The following is a 20,274-nucleotide window of genomic DNA, read 5'->3' on the forward strand; positions in this document are numbered from 1 at the left end:
GAGTGTTGAGCATGGATGGAGATCATTGGGAACCCTGGGGATCTTTTTTCCGATGGTGGTTTCCAACGGTTTGTGGAGCATTGGCCATCGTGTTGAACCACGTGTTCTTGCCGGAGTGGGCCAGACCCATGATCACCAGAACAGGGGCGCAGTCGGCCTGCTTCCAGGAAACCGGAAACGGCAGAAGCGTGGTGGTGAGGGTGCTGACAGACATCGGTACTCCTTTGGATGCGACCGGTTGCCACGGTTATCGGATTCCGACGGTTTTGGCGATGTAGCCAACCGAAACCGCTGAAATATCCCGCAGATGATGGATTCCGTCGGGAGTCTTTTTGACCACTTTGCTGATGCTGACCCCCTTTTTGGTGCTCTTCGAGAAGGGATCCCAGAAGGCCGCCGGCACCACCACGGTTCCATCCTGACCGAATTCAAACAGATACGCGATTCCCCGATCAACCTGAAACACAATCCTGATTGCGGAGATGGAATCGGGAGTGATGGTAAACTGATCCTCGGGCCGGAAGGCGGTATGTCCCATCATTTGGGCAATCGAGAACAGCACATCTCCATCTTTGTTGCGTTCGTAGGTCAAACCACCTCGCACGGTCCCCTTGGCGGGGGTGATTTTCAGGTAGGGCTCCTGAAGCAGGCGGTTGATGGGTAAATGATATTTGGCAAACCGCACCTGAAACGGAGCCGTGCTGTTTGGATCCTTGTCGGTCTGTTCCGCCGTCGCGGGTTTGGTTTCCTTGTTGGCTGGAACCTTGGAGTCCGCATCCGCCACCACGGTTCCCTTGGCCGTTGGGGTCTCTTTGCCAGAGGGGGCTGTGGCGGGAGACGGGGTTTCCGGCTTGGACATGGCTTGGTTAGCCGCCGGGGTCTCCTTGCCAGGGGTGGCCGTGGCGGGAGACGGGGTTTCCGGCTTGTTGGTAGGCGTGGCGGCGGCTTGGGTCTCCGCTGGCAACGCCGGCGCCGGTTTGGACTCAGGCGTCGCTGCGGTGGTGGATTGGGGGGCCGGTACGGTTGTCGGGGCGGTGGTGACGGGTTTGCTGTCTTCTGTCGGCGGACGCACCGCAGCCGGGGGGGCTGGCTGGAGGGTGACCGGGGCGGCGGGTGCGGGGGATGCGCTTTTGGACTCCGTTACCAGCACCGGCGGTTTGGGCGCGGGATCCGATACCTTGGCAACCGTGGTCACCTGGGTTTGGGCAACAGGGGCAGGGGGCGTGGGATCCACGGGCCGCCCCAGGACCACCCAGACCGATGCCGCCACCAATAGGCCCCCGGCGGCGATGCCACCCAAGGTCCGAAGATGCTGCCGCTTGCGTTGGAGTTGGCGTTCGTTTTCGAGGAGCACGGCTTGTCGTTGTTTTTCTTGCTCCTGATCTTCCAGCGCCAAGCGTTGCCGTTTGATCTCATCCAGATGCGCTTGACGGATGCGGTCTTCGATGTCTCCCAGTTGTTCTTCCTCTTCGTACACCTCCGGTTCCGGCAGATCGTCGGATTCGGGGTCTTCCTCAGGAGCCGGCGAGAGGTCCACCAGCTCGATTTTTTTCATCTCTTCCGGGATCGGCAGCAAAACAATCCGTTCGGAAGGCAGTTGGGACAATCCCAACAGCAGATCCTGCTGCAACACCGTGGAAACCAGCAACCGAACCACACCCACCCGGATGCCATCACGCCAGTCGATACGATGGCCCAGATCCGGCAGCGACGCCACCAGGGTGCCGACCACCTGGACCGCCTCTTTGACCTCGTTGAATTTTTTCCGATTGACCTCCGGAGTGCCGGAGAGGGGAATGTGGATTGAAAAGAAATGCAGTCCTTGAAGCACAGCCTGTGATACGGCCTGGGGATAATGCCGGAGATCAAAATGGGGGGGATCGCTGTAAACCGCCAGAATGGCTTGAATGGCAACCGTTTCCGAATCGATGGAAATCGCTTCGCACGCCGTCACGTCATTCAGCAATTGTTGCAGTTTTTTCAATCCGGACAGCAGCACCTGAACGCTTTCCGGCTGGACAAAAATCATGGCTTCCCGCATCCGGGTAATCAGGGATTCCATGGATTGACTCAACGAGACGATGTGCGTCAGATCATGAAAAATGGCCGAACCACCAATGCCACGGATGGTTCTCAATAAGGAATCCAGGACGTTGGCACCGGTGGTTGGATCCCCATCCATCAGGGAGGGCACCTGTGGCAGGATCGCGTCCAGGCGTTTTTGGGCTTCTTGAACGAGCAGCTTGACTTGAGAAAGATCGGTATCCAACATGGCAAGACCTCCAGGCCGGGGAAAGGCTATAATTATTTGTGTTGCTAGGAAAATTTGAAGAAATTATCAAATTTCATATGGTCGAACGCCATTCGGACATGGGGGCTGCAATGGATGATCGATATATCCCGTCCCTGGTTTTCACGATTGTACTGGTTCAGCAGCAACATGGTTCCGAAGGCCGCTTTTCCGATGTGTACGGTGTCCTGGAAATCAAGAATGTATTTTGTCTTTCCGGAACGCCCGCGGTAGATTTTCGCAAAATTGTTTCTGCAATTGTAGTCAAACATTTTGGCGATCCGAATGGTGACCGTGACTTGTCCATCCGCGTCCTGTGCAACGCTGACTTTGAACTTGTGGGCTTCGTCCTCGTCGGAATCTTCAGCCAGGAGGGTGATATTGATGCCCGGAATATCCAACTGTGACAGGGTATTGAACACCTCTTTGTTGCAATGGGAAATCTGTATAGTGTCGCGTTCCCCCTGGTTGTGGGCTTCCAGGTGCAGCAGCATGGCCAATCCCGAGGCCGTAACGCTGGTGACATTGGCAAAGTTGAAGCGATACCGCCAGGACGGGGGTCTGTCTTGGTAGATCTTGATGAAATCATTCCAGAATTCGGCACTGAAATCCCCCCGGAAATGGACGATAGTTTCCATCTGGGTATGATCGATAAACTTGATCCCACTGCGGGAGGATTCGATCAGTTTCGGGAATACGCTTTTTTCTTCGAGCGTCACCAAAGAGATTCCGGTTTTGGTCACCCGTGCGACCGAGACCTTTTCTTCGAGGGGTACCCCCTCCAACACGAATTTCAGGACACCTTTCTGGCCCACTTCAATGGGATACTGGGTTGGCAGCACCAGAAACAAGGCATGGGTGTTGACATCCAGCGCATTGCCGGAATATCCGTTGAACTCCATGGGCAGTCCACAAAAGACCCGGTCATTTCTTCTTCTGTTGGTTGCGATTGCCATGGCCATTTCAAGTCTCCCCACCGATATGATCCGGGATCAGATTGAATTTACGTAGTTTTTCCAATAAGACCTGCCGCGTGACCGGTTTGGTCAGATAATCCGAACATCCCCCCTTGAAATAGGCCTCCATGGCCTGCAACGAAGAATCCATGCCGGTGACCATGATGACGGGGGTCTCTTTGGCGTCCGCCGCAATCCGTTTTTCGGCGGCCCGAATGCGGGTCAGGGTCTTTTGACCATCCATCACCGGCATGATGATATCCAGCAACACCAGATTGTAAGGGTCACCATCCTCCAAGTCGGCAACGAACAATTCCAAGGCAGCCTTGCCATCGCTGACCATGTCGCAGTGGGCATATTCTTTCAGGTAATCTCTCAATAATTTTCTATTGTTCAATTCGTCATCAGCGATTAAAATTTTCATGTTTTTGGTCCTCTTCAATCAGGAAGTGAATGAGACTTTCCACATACTGTTCCAGGTTCCGGCACATCATCAACGCATCTTCCCACGCTTCCGTTTCCACTTGTCCAATCATTCGGATGGTTTGGGTGACGATACGAGAGGCGCCAATCTGGGCGGCCATGGATTTCAGCCATGTTCCTTCCCGAATCACGGTGCCGGAATTTTCCTGCATTAATGATTTTTTTAATTTTTCCAGATGCTCGAATGCCTCTTTGATGAATGACTGTTTCAGGATGATCAGATTGGTCGGATCCGTTTCCACGGGGTTCAGAACAATCTCCCGGTTGACGGGGGGTTGGCCGGTTTTTCTTTTTTTGGAGAACGAGGCTACAATGTTGATCAATTCGATCGGCAGGTAGGGCTTCAGCAAAAAACCATTCATCCCCACTTCCAGACATCTTTTTTTTTCGTTCATCATGACCATGGCGGTCACCGCCACAATGGGCACCTGTGGATCGCCAACCTCTTGTCGGGAACCCGAACGAATGCGCCGGGTGGTCTCGAACCCATCCATTTCCGGCATCTGCAAATCCATCAGGATCAAATCGAACCGTGCGCCCTTTGTCAGTATGAGCAGGGCTTCCACGCCATTGCTGGCCACCGTGACCTTGTGGTCTTGTGTGTGCAGAATGTTCATGGCCAACTTCTGGTTTTCCGGCAGATCCTCCACCAGCAAGATTTCCAGAGGTTGAATATCCGTTCTTTTACGCAGTGGTTCGTTTTCTTCGTATTTGTGATTCGGTTCGTTCAGAACCGGGGAGATGATATGCAGAATTTTCTTAAGAAGATGCTGATTCCTGATGGGCTTCTTCAATGAGATCGCATTCTTGAAGAGACCTTCCAGAATGAAATTACGCAAGGAAAGATGCGAAGAAATCATCAGGATGATTTTGTTCGAATAGGCGGGATAGTGCGCTTCATCGATCAAACCGGCTTCGGCTTCCTGCACGATCTCTTCATCCACCATGATGACATCAAAGGGATTGTCGCTGTGTGTCCGCATGCAATCCATCATGGCTGGCGCATGCGAGACCATTTCCACAGAGGCGCCAAAATGCAACAACAGACTGTGGAGGATGGCGCGCCCGGTGGGATGGTTGTCCACCAACAAGATGCGTCGATCCTGAAGGGGAGTCGGGTGGGATTGGTATGCCTCCGGGCCTTGTTTCATCCAGGAGTCCGCCACCGGATCCTGTCGGCTCAAACCGAGTCGAATGGTGAAATAAAACATGCTCCCGTGTCCAACCTGACTTTCAACCTGTAGGCTTCCTCCCATCAAATAAACCAGATGTTTGGAAATGGTCAGACCCAGACCCGTTCCGCCATATTTGCGGGAAATGGAGCCATCCGCTTGCACAAAACTTTGAAAGATCAAATGCAGTTGTTCATCCGGGATGCCGATGCCGGTATCCGAGACGGAAAAGCGCACATGAATGGCATCCTCGGGGGCTTTTTCCAGGGGGGCTTCCCGTTGGACCGAGAGGACTATTTCGCCTTCGTGGGTGAATTTGATGGCATTGTTGATCAGGTTCACCACAATTTGTTTCAGACGCAGCGGATCCCCGTCCAGCAGGGCCGGCAGATCCGGGGCGATCTGACAATAAAATCCTAAGCCCTTCTGGTGGGCCTTGATGGCCAACATGTCGCAGGCGTTTTCCAACTGACCCACTAGGTCAAACGGGACATACTCCAAGGCGAAGTGACCCGCCTCGATCTTGGACAGGTCCAGAATGCCGTTGATGAGATCCAGCAGGGATAACGAAGAGGAACGCACAATTTGCAGATTGCTGAAGATTTCATCTTTGGACAATTGGGCACTTAAAACCAGATCGGTCATGCCGATGATGGCATTCAAGGGACTTCTGATTTCATGGCTCATGTTGGCCAGAAATTCACTTTTGGCTTTGCTGACCGCTTCCGCTTTTTCCCGCGCGTCTTGCAACTCCTGGTCGATTCTGGAACGCACAATGATATTGGCCAGGGCCTGACCAATGGAATTGAACATCAGATTGTCAAAAATCTCCTTCATGATGGAACTGGAAACCACCAGTCTCAAGATGCCAAGATTCTCGTTGCCGGAGAACAGCGGGATGCAGTAATCGATTTTCCCTTCCATTTTTTCCTGGATTGTCATGTCGGAACCCAGAGAATAAACGCTCATCATGGGATCGGAAAACATGGAAACAATGCAAGAGGAACACTCGTCGGAAACGTTTGTGCATTGATGCTGCTGCGGAAAACAGTTGTCCGGCTCTTGCGCCACCAGATTGAAGCCGTTCGTGACGCGATCCCATAAAAAAATCGCTACGTGAATGTTTTCGGAAGCCAGCCAGGGCAGCCTGACAATAAAACCAAGGGCGCGCTGCAACTGCTCTTGCAGGGAGCGGGTTTCCAGGGAGAGATGCAGCAGATGATTGACCGTTTTCTGGGTCTGCAAAGAGATGGTGGCGTTGCGTTCGGAACTGCGTACCCGATCGATTTCAATCATTTTGTCTTTGAAGCTGTTTTCCGCGACCAGCAAGGTGTCCTTCAATGCCAAGGAGAGCTGTTTGTAGGCCGTGATATCGCGAATGCTGGCCACACAATGAATCACACCGTTGATCAGAGTCAGGAACAAGGAGAGTTCCAGATCAATCCGGGCGCCATTGGAATGCAGTCCTTGCAGGAAAATTCTTCTCAGAAAACGCGGTGTCAGATTGGGTTGTTCCCGCAGCGCTTTGATGCCCTTCTGATGGGCGAAACGGAACTCCGGAGGAATGATCAGCTTGGCAATATCTTTGCCGATGACCTCATCGCGGGAAAATCCGAATAACTCTTCCGCGGATTGGTTGAAGACGATGATCCGATCTTGAAGATCCGTAATGATCAGCGCGTCCAGACCGTAATCGATCAGACTGCGGGCCAATCCTTCCAGTTTATGGGAACTGCCCATCGCACAGGACAGACCTTTTGAATCCGTGTTCCGCAGCACATTGAAATCATGCACGCGTTGGAGCAACAGAAACGGTTGAACCGGCAAATAGATGAAATCGTCCGCTCCGCATTCCATGGCGCGGGCTTCCGAGGTGATCATGTAATAACGGGAGAAAAGAATGATTGGAATGGTGCAGGAGGGTTCTTCGGACTTCAGTTGATGGCAGATTGCGTAACTATCAAAGTTCCGGATCGTGATATCCAGGAAAATGACCAATGGTGATGGCGATTTTTTGGCAAGACGGAGAATGGCCTCCGCGCTTTCGATACCCTCGACCCGGTATCGGCTGGACAGGATACTTTTGGGAGAACCCGGTTCCTCATGTTGCGCGTCGGCAATGAGGATCGTGGCGGTTTCATTTTCCAACATGCGCCCCCTCCGCAATACTTTCCACCGCATGAGAAAGACCGAAGGTGACTACATAAGGGATGATATGTTTTTCCGACCCGATTTTGATCTCAAACAATCCACGGCGGGAGGTTTGTTTCCAGACCACCCGATACCGGACCATGAATCCGGGATCGGTGGAAAAATTGATCTTGACCCGGCGGGTGATCTGGGTGCCAAACTCGATATGCAGACTTTTTTTCAACTCTTTTTGAACCATGCTTTCCAGTATGATCCAAAGGGAGGCCTTGAAATGGTTGCCGAAAGACTGTTGATCGGTGATGGACAGGCTGATGTTGGCCGTCCGGGTGAATTCGTGCTCGCTGCTTAACACCTTGTTGCCGTAGCGATTGTCCAGGGGGACTTCCTCGGTGGCCAGCACAATGGAATCTTCTCCAATAATGCTTTCGCGCATGAATTCGATGGTGGAAGAGGCGGTTTCCGGCAGCCGCTCCAGCGGGGGACGGTCAAAGGTTTGATCGGCGATGATCGGAATGTATTTCTTGCCCAGCAATCCGCCAACCACGGCAGCCACACCATAGGGAATGAGTTGAAGCACGGAAGCCTCCTCGGATTGATGCTGGTATGGTGGATTCCAATAAGAACAACACGTTGGCACACAATAAAGGCTAGACGCCCGGTTGCAATGCTTCCAATTGTTTCAACTGTTCGAGGTATTCCATGTGTTTCATCAGTTCCATTTGTTTGATGCGATCCATTTGCACTACATGGTCTTGATGCATGCGACGCATTTCTCCCAGGAAGTTGGGGAAATCTTCGTGGAGTTGGGCCATCAGATCATGGGCCTGGACAATGGTTTCCAGATTGCCGCGAAACAGTTGTCCGACATTCTGGAACGGCGTCACCACAATTTGCAAAGCCTGCTGGGTGCGTTCAAAAGAGGCCTGACATTTTTCAATCTCCTTGCCGACATTTTGCAGCATTTCGGAGATTTCGCGATCCGTTCCGGAACGGTTGCCGCTGAGCATTTCATTCAGTTGCAGCAAGGCATTGTTTTTCATCTCCTCGGCCTGACGCCCTTCTTCTTCGAGCATTTCGATCAGGGGCTTCAGATAAATCATGATGCGAGGATCAATACGCTTCTCCAGGGTCTGGAGAATGGTGCTTTGTTGCGTCTGGAACTGGTTGAACAGATCCGGAACCTGGGACAAAACCTCCAGGTTTTCCGCCATGGGAGAGGCGACCGCAACCGGAGTGCTGCCGGCTTTTTCGATCAGTTTGGCCATGGATTCCTGCAGATCGGATACATCTTTGCGAACCGCCGCCAAGCCGGCTTTCATCTCTTCGGCGATGACCGACTTGGCCGATTTGGCAAAGGAGGCGCCATCCGACAGGCTGTCCGCCTTGCGCATGAAACTGGTGATGGCGGCAGCGGTAGTTTCAATCTTGCCGAGCTTCTCATCCAAACTTTTGACATGAACCGCTGTCGAAAGATGTACCTCCACCACCTTCTTCAGCAGATCTTCCATGATGGTGATCCGGTTCTGGAGTCCCGCGTCTGAAGACATGACGTGTTGAGGCATTCTGGTCGCTCCTTTTATACTTATTTGATTTGTACATACACCAAAATATCATGACATTTGATGCATCTCCCCGAAGGGGGATGGGGTCGGGTCGAGTTGGGCATGATCGGCGGTCCGACTTTGTAATAGGCGGACACCTGTTCCCAGACTTTGGCAACCGGGGTGGCAGGTTGACTGCCCGGCGGTGCTCCTCCCCGAATCAAATGACAATTGGTACACGGTCCCCAGGAGGGGTGGGGCATCTTGGCTCCTGGCTCGATGGTGGGAATGCGCTTGACCAGCATTCTTTGCAACGAGTTGGACGGTGGATTGACCAGTTGCAGCACCGGTTCTTGCAAAGAGGGTTGAGTCGGCTTGGGAATGGATCCAAAAACCTCTCCTTCAACCTGTGAGGTGGGTTCATCCGTGAACAGGGTGGACCACAAGGATGCGCCCTTGTCCGATCTCCACAGGAGGCCCAATCCAATCAAGGCGATCAAAACGATCACTGCAAGAGTGGCCCAGCGGCCGGAGGTGTTGGATTGGGTACCGTTCATCGCCCGCCTATCGCAACTTGTTGGACCAAAGAGCAAAGCCTTCATCATTGCGCAGTTGACACAGTCTGCCGTTGATGCGAATCCGCTTGGCGTAGATCAGGGGAGACGTGCCGTTTCGTTCAAACGAAAAACCCGAGCCATCCACCGCGACATCATGGGCCAGCGGACAGCCCAGATATTTGAGAAACCAACCCGGTCCCACGGAAATACGCATTTCCTGGCCATTGGCGCCGTTGATCCACAGATGCAGTTGCCCATCGCTTTGGGGTTGTTCGGAAATCTGTTGCACGGTTCCGGCGAATTTGACCGTGGGCGACTGCTGCAACAAAACCAGACCGGAAGCCCCGGCTCCGGCGCCATCGGTGGGGGTGCGGGCGGCGGCCACGGGAATCATGCGCAACGCCTCTTGTCCTGGCGGTTTCAACAGGGCGTTGGTCCCCACCTGAGGGGTGGTGGCCGCAACGGGAAGCGTCTGGGGTTTGGTGGGTTCCCAGAACCGGTCCGGCAACAACGACGCGACCATCACTCCAACCACAAAGACCATGCCGGCAACCACGATCCATTCGCCAGGTTCCATCGACCGTTTCATGAGATCCGCCCCTTAGTCCCGAACATCCGGTGTGAGGTAGAATTGGATGCTGCCAATATTTTCGACACTCTGCATGATCTTCTCCTTGAGAGCCGCCAGGATCAGATCCCCTTCAAACACCTTGAGATCCTTGTTCACCCGCAGATCCGCCTCGATATACAGGCTTTCTCCCAGGCTCCGGGCCCGCAAATAGTTGATGCCCATGACGCGGGGAAAGGTGCGGATGATCTTGTAAACCCCTTCCAACTCCTCCACATCCGGGGAGGCGTCCATCAGATTGTTCACCGCTTCGACCATCAGTTCGATGCCGATCTTGATCACCAGAATCGACAACAGAATGGCGGCCAGGGGGTCGGCGATGGGAAAATCCAGAATGGTGGCGAAAAACAGTCCGATCACCATGCCGATGGAAGAAAACGCGTCCGAACGATTGTCCCAGGCATTGGCCATGATGGCCGGGCTGTTGTTTTCAATGGCCACGCAGCGTTGGTATTGATACATCAGTTCATTGCCGATGGTGGAAACCACGGCACCCAGCAAAGCCATGCGGTCCGGTGTGGCGAAGGTGTTGTTGATGATGCTCAACAAGGCATCCACCAGAATGAAAATTGATCCGATCACCAGGATCAGTCCCACGATCCCCGAGGAAATATGCTGAATCTTGCCATACCCGTAGGCGAATTTTTCGTCCGCGGGCTTGTCGGAAAGTCTGAGGCTGAACAGGGTAAACACACTGGCCAACAGGTCGGCCAGCGAATGGAACGCATCGGCCATGAGGGCCGCGCAATTGGTCACCAGGGACATGACCACCTTGTAGGCCACCATGAATACATTGAACCAGATCGAATACCAAGTCACATCATCGCGACATTGAACACAGTGTGGGTACTTCATAAGGTATCGGCCTCGCCGGAAATCAGGAATGCCCTGTGACCCAAAGTCACGTCAATGGGTGCATGTTCAATACAGTGTCTCCCTGCCATGACCAGTCATGACAGAGATGAAGTCGTGTGACTCCCAGAAACAACCTTGTCGGTTGTCCGGTGCGCCAAATCCGGGATGAAAGCCACGTCGTCACGCCAAGCATCCGCGCTCCGGGCTGTCATCGGGGTGTTCATGGGGTGGCCAAGTCCGATGGTTCCGCGGTCTTGGTCACCACAGGTTTGGCCGAAGCGATGGAGACTTTGTCCGTGGGCGCGGTGGTCCCGCCTGCCGCTTTGGCCGCCTTGGAGGATTTTGTTCCATTGTCTGTTTTGGCCGCGGGTTTTCCGGTCCCTTCCGTTGCCTTGGCGGGTTGGGCTGGTGAGGCCCCCATCGGTTTGTCCGTTCCTTTTTGAGCGTTGACCGGTGGGGCTTTTCCTCCCGTTTCCGGTTTGGCGGCGGCGGAAGCGGGAGCTTTGCCCTTGGGGTTTGGGGATTCGTGATCCACATTGCCCAGCGTGTCGGTACTCGGCTTCGGTGGTTCCGGATGAACCGCTGCGTCATCGGATGGCGGTGTCTCCTTGGCCGGCGGACTGACCAACTTGTTTTCCGAGATCAAACGCATGCTCTTTTTGGCATCCGGTTCCACCGGGTCGGCTTTCCGGGTTTGGGATGCGTCTGTCCCCATATCCGGCGCGGGCATGGCCGGCGGATTGGATTCGGCAGGGGAGACGGCCTTTTCAGGTTTGGGTTCCGCGGGGAGGGGTTGTCCCGGCGGCAGCCGACCGTTTTCCGGTTGCGAGGGGGCCGGAGCCGCTTTGTCTCCGGTTTTTTCACCCGTTCCGGGTTGGACTTTGTCGGACTCGGGTTGGACCTTGCCTGGAGGAACCGCCGGAGTCGGGGCGGCGGTACCGGTTTCGGGGGCGGCGGCACCGGGGGCGTTGGGTAGCGGAGTGCCGGTACCGGTTTCCGGTTTGTTGACCTCTTTGTGATGGGTGTTGGTCAATTCCACTTCCGGAATCAGACGCATGAATTTTCTGGAATCCAGGTCCATGTTCATGTTGTCCGGGCCCGTGCCGGCGGTGAAATATTGATAACGCTCAAACCCCAAGATCCGGGACATGATCGACCAGGGGAAGGAGGTGATCAACGTGTTGTACAATTTGACTTCCGTATTGTATTCATCACGTCGCTGACTGATCATGTTTTCGATATCCACCAGTTTGTCCATCAGTTGCTGGTAGGTGGTCGATGTTTTGATGTCAGGATACTGCTCGACCAGTCCAAAGAGCCGGGAAAGGGCTTCCATGGGGGAGCTGGGCGTCGGCGTCGGTACCGCTGGACTGGGAAACGGTTGTGAGGCCGAAAGTTTCTGGGGCGGGGCGGAGGCATGGGACTGGGCCGGTTGACCGGATGATCCCTGTTGACCGTTGTTCCCCCCCGAGGTGGTTTGTCCCATCATGCCCAGGCGTCCATCCGAAACATAGCGGAACACTTCCTGTTCCAGCATGGCATGGTTCAAGGTCAGATTGACCAAGTTGCCAAACAGGTTGGAACGCCGTTGCAGGGCATCGTGAATGTGTCCACGGGAAGAGAGAACCTGTTCTTCCGCAGCCACGAACCGGTTGAAATTGTAAAACGTGGTCACGATCAAAAAGACGATGGCACTGATGCTGGAGACCAGTATCAACGACTTGGACTTGATGGGAGGGAGAGTGGTGGCATGGGTGGCCTCTTCCTCCTGATAAAGCTGGCGCATCAGTTTACGCATGCGTTGCATGCGTTCACTGCTGGTCAACTCCAGCCCGATGTCATCCATCTCGTCCATAGGATCTTTTTTATCCGACATGAGCGGTCAAATCCAGTTTCTAGCTGTCCTGAATGGCTTCTTTGAGTTCAGAGGTCTTTTTGAAAAAGACCACGGCCTCGTCATGTTTGCCCTGCTGGTCCAGCACGAAACCAATCGACTGATAGACCTTGATCTCGGAGGGACGAATGGCCAACGCCTGCTGGAACGCTTCAATGGCCGCGTCGTATTCACCCAGATGATCCAGGGCCAGTCCCAACCGATAGTGCATGTTGAAATTGTTGGGGGCCTTTTCGATCGCGCCTTTGAGAACCGTCACCGCTTTCTGGTAATCCTTGGCCTGAATGTAGGCCATGCCTAAAATGGAGTTGACCCGGGTGCTGGAGGGATCCTTTTCACGGGCTTTTTCCAGGGTGAGAATCCCTTCCCGGGTTTGTTCGGTCTTGAGATAACCATATCCCAGGTGAAACAGGGTCTCTTCATCCTGGGGCCATTGCCGCACCACCTGCTCCAACAGGGGCAAGGCCTGCCAGTAACGACCGTGTTTGATATGGTCGATACCGCGGTCGCGATAAAATTTGGCCCGCATTTCACCATCCACGGTGAAGACCGCATTGAAGGTGTCGATGGAACGGACCGCCGCACGCTGGACCACACCCAGAAACGCGTAAGAAAACAGTCGGACTTCATCCATTATATTGACAGGGGAACGCATATTGCTCATGGAGTTTTGATCCTTTTCCAGTCTTTAATTAATAATCGGATGACAGGCTTGACACGGTCCCCGATCCTTGTGGGGAGAGGTCATTCCCATCCGTATGGGAGGAGGAGGCAGGATGATGCCATCGGGATCCGGCACGATATGGCCCGTGGTGCCGATGGCGTGACATTGGGTGCAAGGCCCGCGATAAGGATGGGGCATGATTTCGCCGGGCAGGATCATGGGGGCGGTTTCCACCTGGGCAAAGCCCAGATTGCTCTTGGCCACCAACATGAATTGCTGCATGAGTCCACGACGAAACACCAGAATCGAGGCGGATTTGGCCATTTGCACCTTTTTGGTTTCGGCGAGCAGCTCTTCCAGACTCCGGACCGGATTGCCGTTCACGGCCACAATCACATCACCGGCCAGCAGTCCGGCTTCGGCGGCATTGAGGGTGACTTCGTCGATCAACAGTCCTTCCAGTTCGATCGGCAGCTTGAGTTTCTTTTTCAGTTCAAGGGACAAAGGCAGCGCTTCCAACCCTTTCCAATGCCCTTCGGACAGTTTGGCCTTGGGATTGACAAACGGTTTGAGGGTCGGATCTGCTCCGGTATGGCCCACCAGGGAAGGCAGGGGGGCGTTTGCAACCGGTGGGGTGGCCATCATTGCGGGGGCGGAGGATGGCAGGCGGTTTGGAACCGGTGGAGCGGCCATTCCAGGAGCCGTCATGGTGCCGACTGGAGGACGACCGGGCTGAACCGGCAGCTCCATCCTGTTCATGGTTTCGGTTCCCACACGGTTGGAGGCCGTGGGGGCGGACACGGTTGGGCTGAGGGCTGGAGCAGGGTTGGCCTGTCCCACCGGGGCGGTTGCCGAACCCGGTTGCCCTTTCGGTTTGGGATCTGAAAAGAGGGCCACGATGATGAACGCGATCACCATGAGAAAGCCCGCAGTAACGATCGTGGCGGGGTTTGGTCTCATATCAGAAACATCCTTACCGCAATGACGAACATCAACGCCGCATAAATCCAGCGCAACATATTCAGGGGGATTACCGAGGTCAGCCATGCGCCGACCATGCCACCCACAAAGGCGCCGGGTGTCAGGATCAGGGCCATCAGGATCGGGGTCTGCAATTCAAAAGAACCGGTTTGCACCCCATGCCACAAGGCCACCACCGATCCGACCAACGAGGAGAAGAACACCAATGTCGCACTGTTGGCAATGGCGTTTCGCAAGGGCATGCGGGCGATGTACCGTTGCAACGGGACTTCGATCACGCCTCCGGTAATGCCCAAAATACCGCTGATGACACCCATGGGCAGTCCAAGAACCCCGTGACGTGTTTTGGTGTTCTGCCAATGGGGGGGGGGAAGATCATCGTTGATCTGGTTGCCGAAATATTTTTGCAGCCAGGGCAGGAAGGAGGATCCGGATTTTTTGGCAACCGTTTCATCTTCCAGCAGGGAATCCGGTTTACGCGGACCGGAGCGGGATTCGGAGATTTCCACCAACATTTTGATGCCCAGCAGCAAAGCAAACACCCCCAACATCCATTGAATGGCGGTTTTGCTCATGACATTGCCGATGAAATAGCCCAACACCATGCCGCCCATGGCCCAAGGAATCAAGGGTTTGCACTGGTCGAAGCGCAGCAGTCCCTGACGCTGATAACGCAGCATGGCCGCGCCATACATGAAAATATTGGTGATGTAGGCCACGGGACGGACCAGCAGCAATCCATATCCAAAGAACCACATCAACCCCGTGACCTTGATGATGCCGCCACCCATGGTCATCATGCCACCGCTGATCCCGGAAATGAATCCAAGGAACAGCAGACCCAGGAAGTTTGCCGGCGTGTATCCCCAGATACGCAGAGTGGGGGCGTGGGTGGGATCTTGCACAGCACCCACCGGATCCACCGTTTGGGTCAGGGCCACATGTTTGCCCAGGCTCAGTCCCAGAATCCCTTGCACTTTTTTCCACCAGATATCGGCGGTTCTGGGGGGGTGGGGCGGAGCGGTGGCGGGTTGGGGATTGGGTACCGGAGTGGCCATCGGATCGGTCACCGTTCCCGCGGCCACGGCGGAACTCTTGTGTACAAAGGTGACCACCTCTTGAAAATGGGTCACCAGAATGTTGGTCGGAATCGCGAACCCCAAGACATTGCCCACCCCATCTTGAATCGCCATATTGATGCCCACCAGATGTCCCTGATTGTTGACCAGGGGGCCACCGCTTTGCGCCCAATGAAAGACGGCGTCGGTTTGCATCAGATGGGTCAGGCTGCGATCCTTGATGATTACCGGTTCGGTCAGGTCCATTTTGGCGACGGTGCCGATCCGTTGCAGGGCTTCGGTACCCAGGGGATCTCCCCAGGCCTGGACCTGATCCCCGACCTTGAGCACAGGGGTTTGTTCCAGGGCCAGATAGGGAAAGATGTCCTGGGAGACGATTTTGATCAGGGCCAGATTGTGTTGCGGCAGCACCTTGACCGTTTTGGCCGGATATTGCCGCGGTCCGAACGGAGTCTGGACGCGGACCTGAATTTCGGAAAGATCCTGGATCAGGTGCAGGGCCGTCACCACGTACCCTTTGGGATTGATCAGAATTCCGGAACCCGCGCTGACATAGGATCCCACCGGGCTGTTGGGAGCCTTGTTGAGTCCGGCGATGTTCACCATGGCCACCCGGATGGGATTGAATTCCTGCTCGGCGGGAGTCAAGGCGATATTCTGGGCTGCGAGGGACGAGGCGGCATCCGTCGGCACATGGGTCAGCATGCCCATGCCCAACTGCTCCGGGTGATCGCGCACCAGATGGATACCCCAGGCAATGGTGCCAAAAAAGAGCAGCACCAGCAAGGCAGCGGGAATCCTCCATGCCTGCCGGCAGAATGGAATGATGTGCGGAGAGGGAGTGAATGATCTCATTTCAGTTTCCGGAAGAAGCCTTCTGTCCAGATCCAATGCTTTTGATGCCCAAGTGCTGTCTGGTTTTTTCGATGCGTCGTTTGATTAAAGAATCTTAAGGAGCGATCATCAGTATGTACACGGATGAAAGGCTCAAGAAAATGAGTGCCATGGGTACCCCCCAATGCAGATAACCATGAAAATCCAGAATGGCCCCGGGAACCTGTTGTTCTTTGGGCATATGGCGGGCGTAGTTGGCCATGAAGCTGGCCACCACCGGACCGGCGGTGGCACCCGAAAGGGTGGCCGAAGACCCGGCCAGCACCCCCAGGGAAAGCGCCCACCAGATGGCATCCCCGGAAATATTGGCGCTCATGGCCTGGACTACCGGAATGAGCAGGGCCGTGGTGGGGCCGGCGTTGAACAACGGGGTCACCAAACCGGCCAGCCACATCAACACCAACAGCGAAAGCGTGGTATTGCCGCCACCCAGGGTGTCGATGATGGTGCGAAACAGTTCCAGCACACCCGCGGCCTGCAGTCCCCCCACCATGATGAACAATCCCAAGAAAAACAGGATGTCCCCGCCACTCATGGCTTCAAACAGTTGGTTTCTGGGCAATTTTCCAAGGGCCAGCATGGCCAGTCCCGCCACGAACGACAGGGTGGCCGGCTGCATGCCCAGGGGTTTGGCCAAAAAAAAACCCACCAAGGTCAACATGAAAACCCACATCCCCACTTTCAGCAGGTAGGGATCCACCGTCATGGCCGTCTCGCCATTCTGGTTCGGGGAGAGTTCCAGCAGCGCCTGATGAATGGCTTCCAGGTCGATGGAGGTGGAGTCGTGTGTGGTGATCTCTTTTTGAAAATAAAGGAGCAGTGTGGCCAGAAGCACCAGACAGGGTACCATCATGCCCATAATGAAATCATCAAAATGCAGCCGCGCCACCGAGCCGATAATCATGTTGGGAAAATCCCCCACCAATGTGGAGGCGCCACCCAGGTTGGAGGCGATCAATTCCGCCGCCACGATGGGTGCGGCGGCCATTTTCAGGGAGTGGCACAGCACCAGCGTCAGGGGCAGCAGAATGACCATGACGGAGAGATTGTTGAAACACAAGGAGATCGCATAGGTGATCAGAACCAGCAGGGTCATGATCAGCAGTCGGTTGCCTCCCGAATAACGGACAGCCTTGAAGGCCAGATTGTGAAACACCCCGGAGCGGAACAGGGCGTTGGAGATCAACGACATGCCGAACAGCAACGCCAAGCTGTCAAAATAGATCGCCTGGATGGCCTCTGCAAAGATGTAGAAGTCCAAGGCCCATCCCAGAAACAAAAACGCCAGCGCGCCCCCCAGCATGGCCAGACCGCGATCCACCAGATCCATTTGCACCAGAACAAAAATTCCGGAGAACAGGGTCAGGGAGAGCACGATCAAGGTGGTGTCCATCAGGGGGTCAATCCCTTCTTGGAGGCGTCCGACTGGGCCTGCAATTGGGAAAGCTTCTGACGCATCTCGACGATTTCGTTTTCCATGTGGCGCAGTTCCGGCAAAGAGCCGTCAGCGGATTTGAAATGAACGCTGACTTCTCCCAGATGCGAGATGCCGTTGACCAGCCGTTCTTCCACCCACAGACTGATCTCCTTGCCCCGTTCCACCGTCAATTCGGGATCGACTCCGATCACCAAAGAGATCCAGATATCCTGACCCACCCGCCGGGTCAGGATATTTTCGACGGTTTGCACACCGGAAACGGTGCGGGTCAAATCCCGCACCTTCTGGATGATCTCTTTCGGAGCCGAGACATCCATCAACCCCTGGAGGGCTTCCCAGGAGATTTTCACCCCGAGATGAAACAGGTCCAGACACTCTCCGACCGCCACCAAAGTGTCGAGCCAGGGCATGTTCAGATAGTGGGATCCGATGATGCCCAAGGCCACCGCCATGGACGAAATGCCATCCGACTTTTGATGGGCCGACAGGATCGACACGATGGGGCTGTTGATCTGGTGGGCCACACAACGGGTGTAGTACCACAGGAAAATATTGGCCCCCACCACAAACAGGGCTGTCCAGAGGGCGATCAGGTGGGGAGCCTTGTGGGTGGTTCCGGCACCGGACAGCAGCTTGTCCGCCTCGAAATAAATGAACAACCCGGTGATCACGATCATGGACAGGCCGACGATCAGGGAAAACAGAAACTCGGCCTTGCCATGTCCGAACTGGTGTTCCTGGTCCAGGGGCTGTTTGGAAAATTTCAGCCCGAAAAGAATCAGGAAGGAGGTCAACACATCCTTGACCGAATACAGCGCGTCGATCAACAGCGCCTGGGATCCGGAAATGAGTCCGACAAAGACCTTCAGGATGGACAGGCCGATATTGGAGATCAGCCCGATCCATCCCACCGAACGGTAACAGATGATGCATTGTGGGTAATTCATGGCCCATCATTCCTGCGTCGGTTACGTATGACTTTGCGCGCCAAATGATTGACGGTTGCCAATAAAAATCCGCAGATGAATGCCCCTGATAAGATCAATATCATGGGCAATTCAATCGGCGGCCCCACAATCAGCCTGATCTGCACGGTATGCATGTTCTGGGATGCAAAAATCAACAATAATAGCGACAGAATCAAGGAGATGAAAGATTTGGTCATCCCTTCTTTCCTCTCTTGTCATGCCTTTGCAGTCCCACCATCATGCCGGATTCCTAGATATTTTCCGCCCAATTGCCGATCAACGGCAGTTTCCAGGCCCGACTCGTGATCACCGAAATCAGACCGATGACGGAAAACACGAAACACAACAGGCTGGAAATACCGAAGAAAGCCCGTCCGAGGCCCGGTACCACCAGGCTGTAAATGGCCAGGACTTCCCACATCCACAAGACAATGCCCTGACGGGCGTGAAAACGCACATAAGGATCATCGCGATTCACGACCAGGGGAACCAGAGACAGAATTCCCAGATAACTCATACCCGCCAACATTTTGGAACCCACACTGCGGGTCAGGGGTAAGGTGGTTGCCATGTCTGACACTCCATTCGTAAGGGGGGTTGACGATTCCCGTTCACTTGGCCGATTTGGACACGTGTCCAACCTGTTCCCAGTACTGGGGAGGCAATTCCATGGCCAACTTCAAAGCTCCCATGCCACCGCAGAAATCCGGATCCGGCACCTGACGCACCACCACATTGCCGAATTCTTTCATCATGGTGGCAATCAGTTCCTCGATTCCCCGGATTCGGGAACCACCGCCGGTCAGGTAGATATTCTGGAGCGCCTCTTCCTGATCTTCCGGATCGAAGACCGTGATCAGGGTTTGGAGATGTTCCACAATTTCGGTGACGATGGCTTCGCAGGCGGTGCGGACCTCTCTGGTCAGATTGATCGAAACCGGTTTGCCAGCCACACGCAAATTGGCGACGATCTCTTCTTTGGGGGTGCCGACAAACGCATACTGTTCTTTGATCTTGCGGGCCAGATTATTGGTCATCTGGACATTGGGATGATTCTCCCGGATCATGTTTTCCAGCAGCAGATCGATATAGTTACCCGCCTTGAGCACCGTGACCTGTTCGTTCATGCCCGGAATCGTACCCATCATGGCGCAGATGTCCGTCGTCCCCGCACCGATATCGATGATGATGGCATTGTTCAACTGATCGATGGCGTAGGCCGCCATGAAGGGCTCGGAGACCACCATGGACAGATCCAGCAACTCCTGGGTGATTTTCAGGAGTTGATTCTTGTTGAACATGGAGGCCCGCGCCGGCACACCCAACACACCGTAGATCTGGTCACCCGGTTGGGGATTGGCCAGGCTGATGGCGTGTTTGATGAGCAGTTTGGCCGCTTCGGCGGCTTGGTCGTTGGCATCCTTGAGGACGCCGTCTTCCAAGGGATAGTGGATGTTCAGATACGATTGCCGTTTGAGGGCGTCTTCCCCGATCATATGGGTGTGATGCATCAATTTGACGCCAATGATATCTTTGGGATAACCAACCACGGAGCGGACGGATGCCCGGGTGCCACGATTGGAAAGGACCATGGTCCGGGATGTGCCCAGATCGATTCCGAGTAGAAGAGGACTGCGATCAGTGTGTTGCATCATATCTATCGATCCCTTGTGTGGATGGAAATGGGGAGAGTCGGTTTTGTCCGTCAAGGACAAACGTTGGT

19 protein-coding genes are annotated in these 20,274 nt (G+C 54.6%); all 19 read right to left on the reverse strand.

The window, feature by feature from the left end; all coding sequences use genetic code 11:
• Positions 1–22: 22 nt before the first annotated feature.
• On the reverse strand, positions 23–214 hold the full coding sequence (locus tag HQL98_13585; GenBank protein ID MBF0273076.1) for a hypothetical protein: 192 nt from the start codon (positions 212–214) through the stop codon (positions 23–25).
• A gap of 33 nt (positions 215–247) precedes the next feature.
• Complete coding sequence (locus tag HQL98_13590) at positions 248–2,272, reverse strand: hypothetical protein (GenBank protein MBF0273077.1); 2,025 nt, start codon at positions 2,270–2,272, stop codon at positions 248–250.
• Between the two features lie 44 nt (positions 2,273–2,316).
• Positions 2,317–3,009, reverse strand: a complete 693-nt coding sequence (locus HQL98_13595; protein ID MBF0273078.1) for a hypothetical protein — start codon at positions 3,007–3,009, stop codon at positions 2,317–2,319.
• A gap of 244 nt (positions 3,010–3,253) precedes the next feature.
• The gene (locus HQL98_13600) at positions 3,254–3,670 is read right to left on the reverse strand and encodes a response regulator (GenBank protein MBF0273079.1); all 417 of its coding nucleotides are present in this window, start codon (positions 3,668–3,670) and stop codon (positions 3,254–3,256) included.
• The gene (locus HQL98_13605) at positions 3,651–7,052 is read right to left on the reverse strand and encodes a response regulator (GenBank protein ID MBF0273080.1); all 3,402 of its coding nucleotides are present in this window, start codon (positions 7,050–7,052) and stop codon (positions 3,651–3,653) included. The genes HQL98_13600 and HQL98_13605 overlap by 20 nt, the downstream gene beginning before the upstream one ends.
• Positions 7,039–7,629, reverse strand: a complete 591-nt coding sequence (locus HQL98_13610) for a hypothetical protein (protein MBF0273081.1) — start codon at positions 7,627–7,629, stop codon at positions 7,039–7,041. Before HQL98_13610 ends, HQL98_13605 begins: the two co-directional genes overlap by 14 nt.
• 70 nt (positions 7,630–7,699) lie before the next feature.
• Positions 7,700–8,614, reverse strand: coding sequence for a hypothetical protein (locus tag HQL98_13615; protein ID MBF0273082.1), 915 nt, complete (start codon positions 8,612–8,614; stop codon positions 7,700–7,702).
• A 20-nt stretch (positions 8,615–8,634) separates the two neighbouring features.
• Positions 8,635–9,150 carry a magnetochrome domain-containing protein gene (locus HQL98_13620; protein ID MBF0273083.1) on the reverse strand — a complete coding sequence of 172 codons (516 nt, stop codon included), beginning with the start codon at positions 9,148–9,150 and terminating at the stop codon, positions 8,635–8,637.
• Positions 9,151–9,157: 7 nt separating this feature from the next.
• The gene (locus HQL98_13625) at positions 9,158–9,739 is read right to left on the reverse strand and encodes a hypothetical protein (protein ID MBF0273084.1); all 582 of its coding nucleotides are present in this window, start codon (positions 9,737–9,739) and stop codon (positions 9,158–9,160) included.
• 12 nt (positions 9,740–9,751) lie between these two features.
• Entirely contained in the window at positions 9,752–10,633 is an 882-nt protein-coding gene (gene mamB / locus HQL98_13630; GenBank protein ID MBF0273085.1) for a magnetosome biogenesis CDF transporter MamB, read from the reverse strand.
• 220 nt (positions 10,634–10,853) lie between these two features.
• On the reverse strand, positions 10,854–12,509 hold the full coding sequence (locus tag HQL98_13635; protein MBF0273086.1) for a LemA family protein: 1,656 nt from the start codon (positions 12,507–12,509) through the stop codon (positions 10,854–10,856).
• Between the two features lie 19 nt (positions 12,510–12,528).
• Complete coding sequence (locus HQL98_13640) at positions 12,529–13,191, reverse strand: tetratricopeptide repeat protein (protein MBF0273087.1); 663 nt, start codon at positions 13,189–13,191, stop codon at positions 12,529–12,531.
• Positions 13,192–13,215: 24 nt separating this feature from the next.
• Complete coding sequence (locus tag HQL98_13645; protein ID MBF0273088.1) at positions 13,216–14,151, reverse strand: magnetochrome domain-containing protein; 936 nt, start codon at positions 14,149–14,151, stop codon at positions 13,216–13,218.
• Positions 14,148–16,106 carry a TSUP family transporter gene (locus HQL98_13650; protein MBF0273089.1) on the reverse strand — a complete coding sequence of 653 codons (1,959 nt, stop codon included), beginning with the start codon at positions 16,104–16,106 and terminating at the stop codon, positions 14,148–14,150. The genes HQL98_13645 and HQL98_13650 overlap by 4 nt, the downstream gene beginning before the upstream one ends.
• 94 nt (positions 16,107–16,200) lie before the next feature.
• Positions 16,201–17,538, reverse strand: a complete 1,338-nt coding sequence (locus tag HQL98_13655; GenBank protein MBF0273090.1) for a hypothetical protein — start codon at positions 17,536–17,538, stop codon at positions 16,201–16,203.
• Entirely contained in the window at positions 17,538–18,530 is a 993-nt protein-coding gene (mamM, locus tag HQL98_13660; GenBank protein MBF0273091.1) for a magnetosome biogenesis CDF transporter MamM, read from the reverse strand. Before mamM ends, HQL98_13655 begins: the two co-directional genes overlap by 1 nt.
• Positions 18,527–18,748, reverse strand: a complete 222-nt coding sequence (locus HQL98_13665; protein ID MBF0273092.1) for a LapA family protein — start codon at positions 18,746–18,748, stop codon at positions 18,527–18,529. Before HQL98_13665 ends, mamM begins: the two co-directional genes overlap by 4 nt.
• 53 nt (positions 18,749–18,801) lie before the next feature.
• Positions 18,802–19,122, reverse strand: a complete 321-nt coding sequence (locus tag HQL98_13670; protein ID MBF0273093.1) for a hypothetical protein — start codon at positions 19,120–19,122, stop codon at positions 18,802–18,804.
• A 40-nt stretch (positions 19,123–19,162) separates the two neighbouring features.
• Positions 19,163–20,206 carry a rod shape-determining protein gene (locus HQL98_13675; GenBank protein MBF0273094.1) on the reverse strand — a complete coding sequence of 348 codons (1,044 nt, stop codon included), beginning with the start codon at positions 20,204–20,206 and terminating at the stop codon, positions 19,163–19,165.
• Between the last annotated feature and the right edge of the window lie 68 nt (positions 20,207–20,274).

This window comes from Magnetococcales bacterium (assembly GCA_015231755.1).
GTDB lineage: Bacteria > Pseudomonadota > Magnetococcia > Magnetococcales > Magnetaquicoccaceae > Magnetaquiglobus.

Excerpts from the sequence above, each read along its gene's own strand:
- mamM (MBF0273091.1), bottom strand. The coding sequence starts at position 18,530 with ATGAATTACCCACAATGCATCATCTGTTACCGTTCGGTGGGATGGATC.
- HQL98_13665 (MBF0273092.1), bottom strand. The coding sequence starts at position 18,748 with ATGACCAAATCTTTCATCTCCTTGATTCTGTCGCTATTATTGTTGATT.
- HQL98_13670 (MBF0273093.1), bottom strand. The coding sequence starts at position 19,122 with ATGGCAACCACCTTACCCCTGACCCGCAGTGTGGGTTCCAAAATGTTG.
- HQL98_13640 (MBF0273087.1), bottom strand. The coding sequence starts at position 13,191 with ATGAGCAATATGCGTTCCCCTGTCAATATAATGGATGAAGTCCGACTG.
- HQL98_13625 (MBF0273084.1), bottom strand. The coding sequence starts at position 9,739 with ATGAAACGGTCGATGGAACCTGGCGAATGGATCGTGGTTGCCGGCATG.
- HQL98_13655 (MBF0273090.1), bottom strand. The coding sequence starts at position 17,538 with ATGGACACCACCTTGATCGTGCTCTCCCTGACCCTGTTCTCCGGAATT.
- HQL98_13590 (MBF0273077.1), bottom strand. The coding sequence starts at position 2,272 with ATGTTGGATACCGATCTTTCTCAAGTCAAGCTGCTCGTTCAAGAAGCC.
- HQL98_13675 (MBF0273094.1), bottom strand. The coding sequence starts at position 20,206 with ATGATGCAACACACTGATCGCAGTCCTCTTCTACTCGGAATCGATCTG.
- HQL98_13635 (MBF0273086.1), bottom strand. The coding sequence starts at position 12,509 with ATGTCGGATAAAAAAGATCCTATGGACGAGATGGATGACATCGGGCTG.
- HQL98_13620 (MBF0273083.1), bottom strand. The coding sequence starts at position 9,150 with ATGAACGGTACCCAATCCAACACCTCCGGCCGCTGGGCCACTCTTGCA.
- mamB (MBF0273085.1), bottom strand. The coding sequence starts at position 10,633 with ATGAAGTACCCACACTGTGTTCAATGTCGCGATGATGTGACTTGGTAT.
- HQL98_13615 (MBF0273082.1), bottom strand. The coding sequence starts at position 8,614 with ATGCCTCAACACGTCATGTCTTCAGACGCGGGACTCCAGAACCGGATC.
- HQL98_13600 (MBF0273079.1), bottom strand. The coding sequence starts at position 3,670 with ATGAAAATTTTAATCGCTGATGACGAATTGAACAATAGAAAATTATTG.
- HQL98_13645 (MBF0273088.1), bottom strand. The coding sequence starts at position 14,151 with ATGAGACCAAACCCCGCCACGATCGTTACTGCGGGCTTTCTCATGGTG.
- HQL98_13605 (MBF0273080.1), bottom strand. The coding sequence starts at position 7,052 with ATGTTGGAAAATGAAACCGCCACGATCCTCATTGCCGACGCGCAACAT.
- HQL98_13650 (MBF0273089.1), bottom strand. The coding sequence starts at position 16,106 with ATGAGATCATTCACTCCCTCTCCGCACATCATTCCATTCTGCCGGCAG.
- HQL98_13585 (MBF0273076.1), bottom strand. The coding sequence starts at position 214 with ATGTCTGTCAGCACCCTCACCACCACGCTTCTGCCGTTTCCGGTTTCC.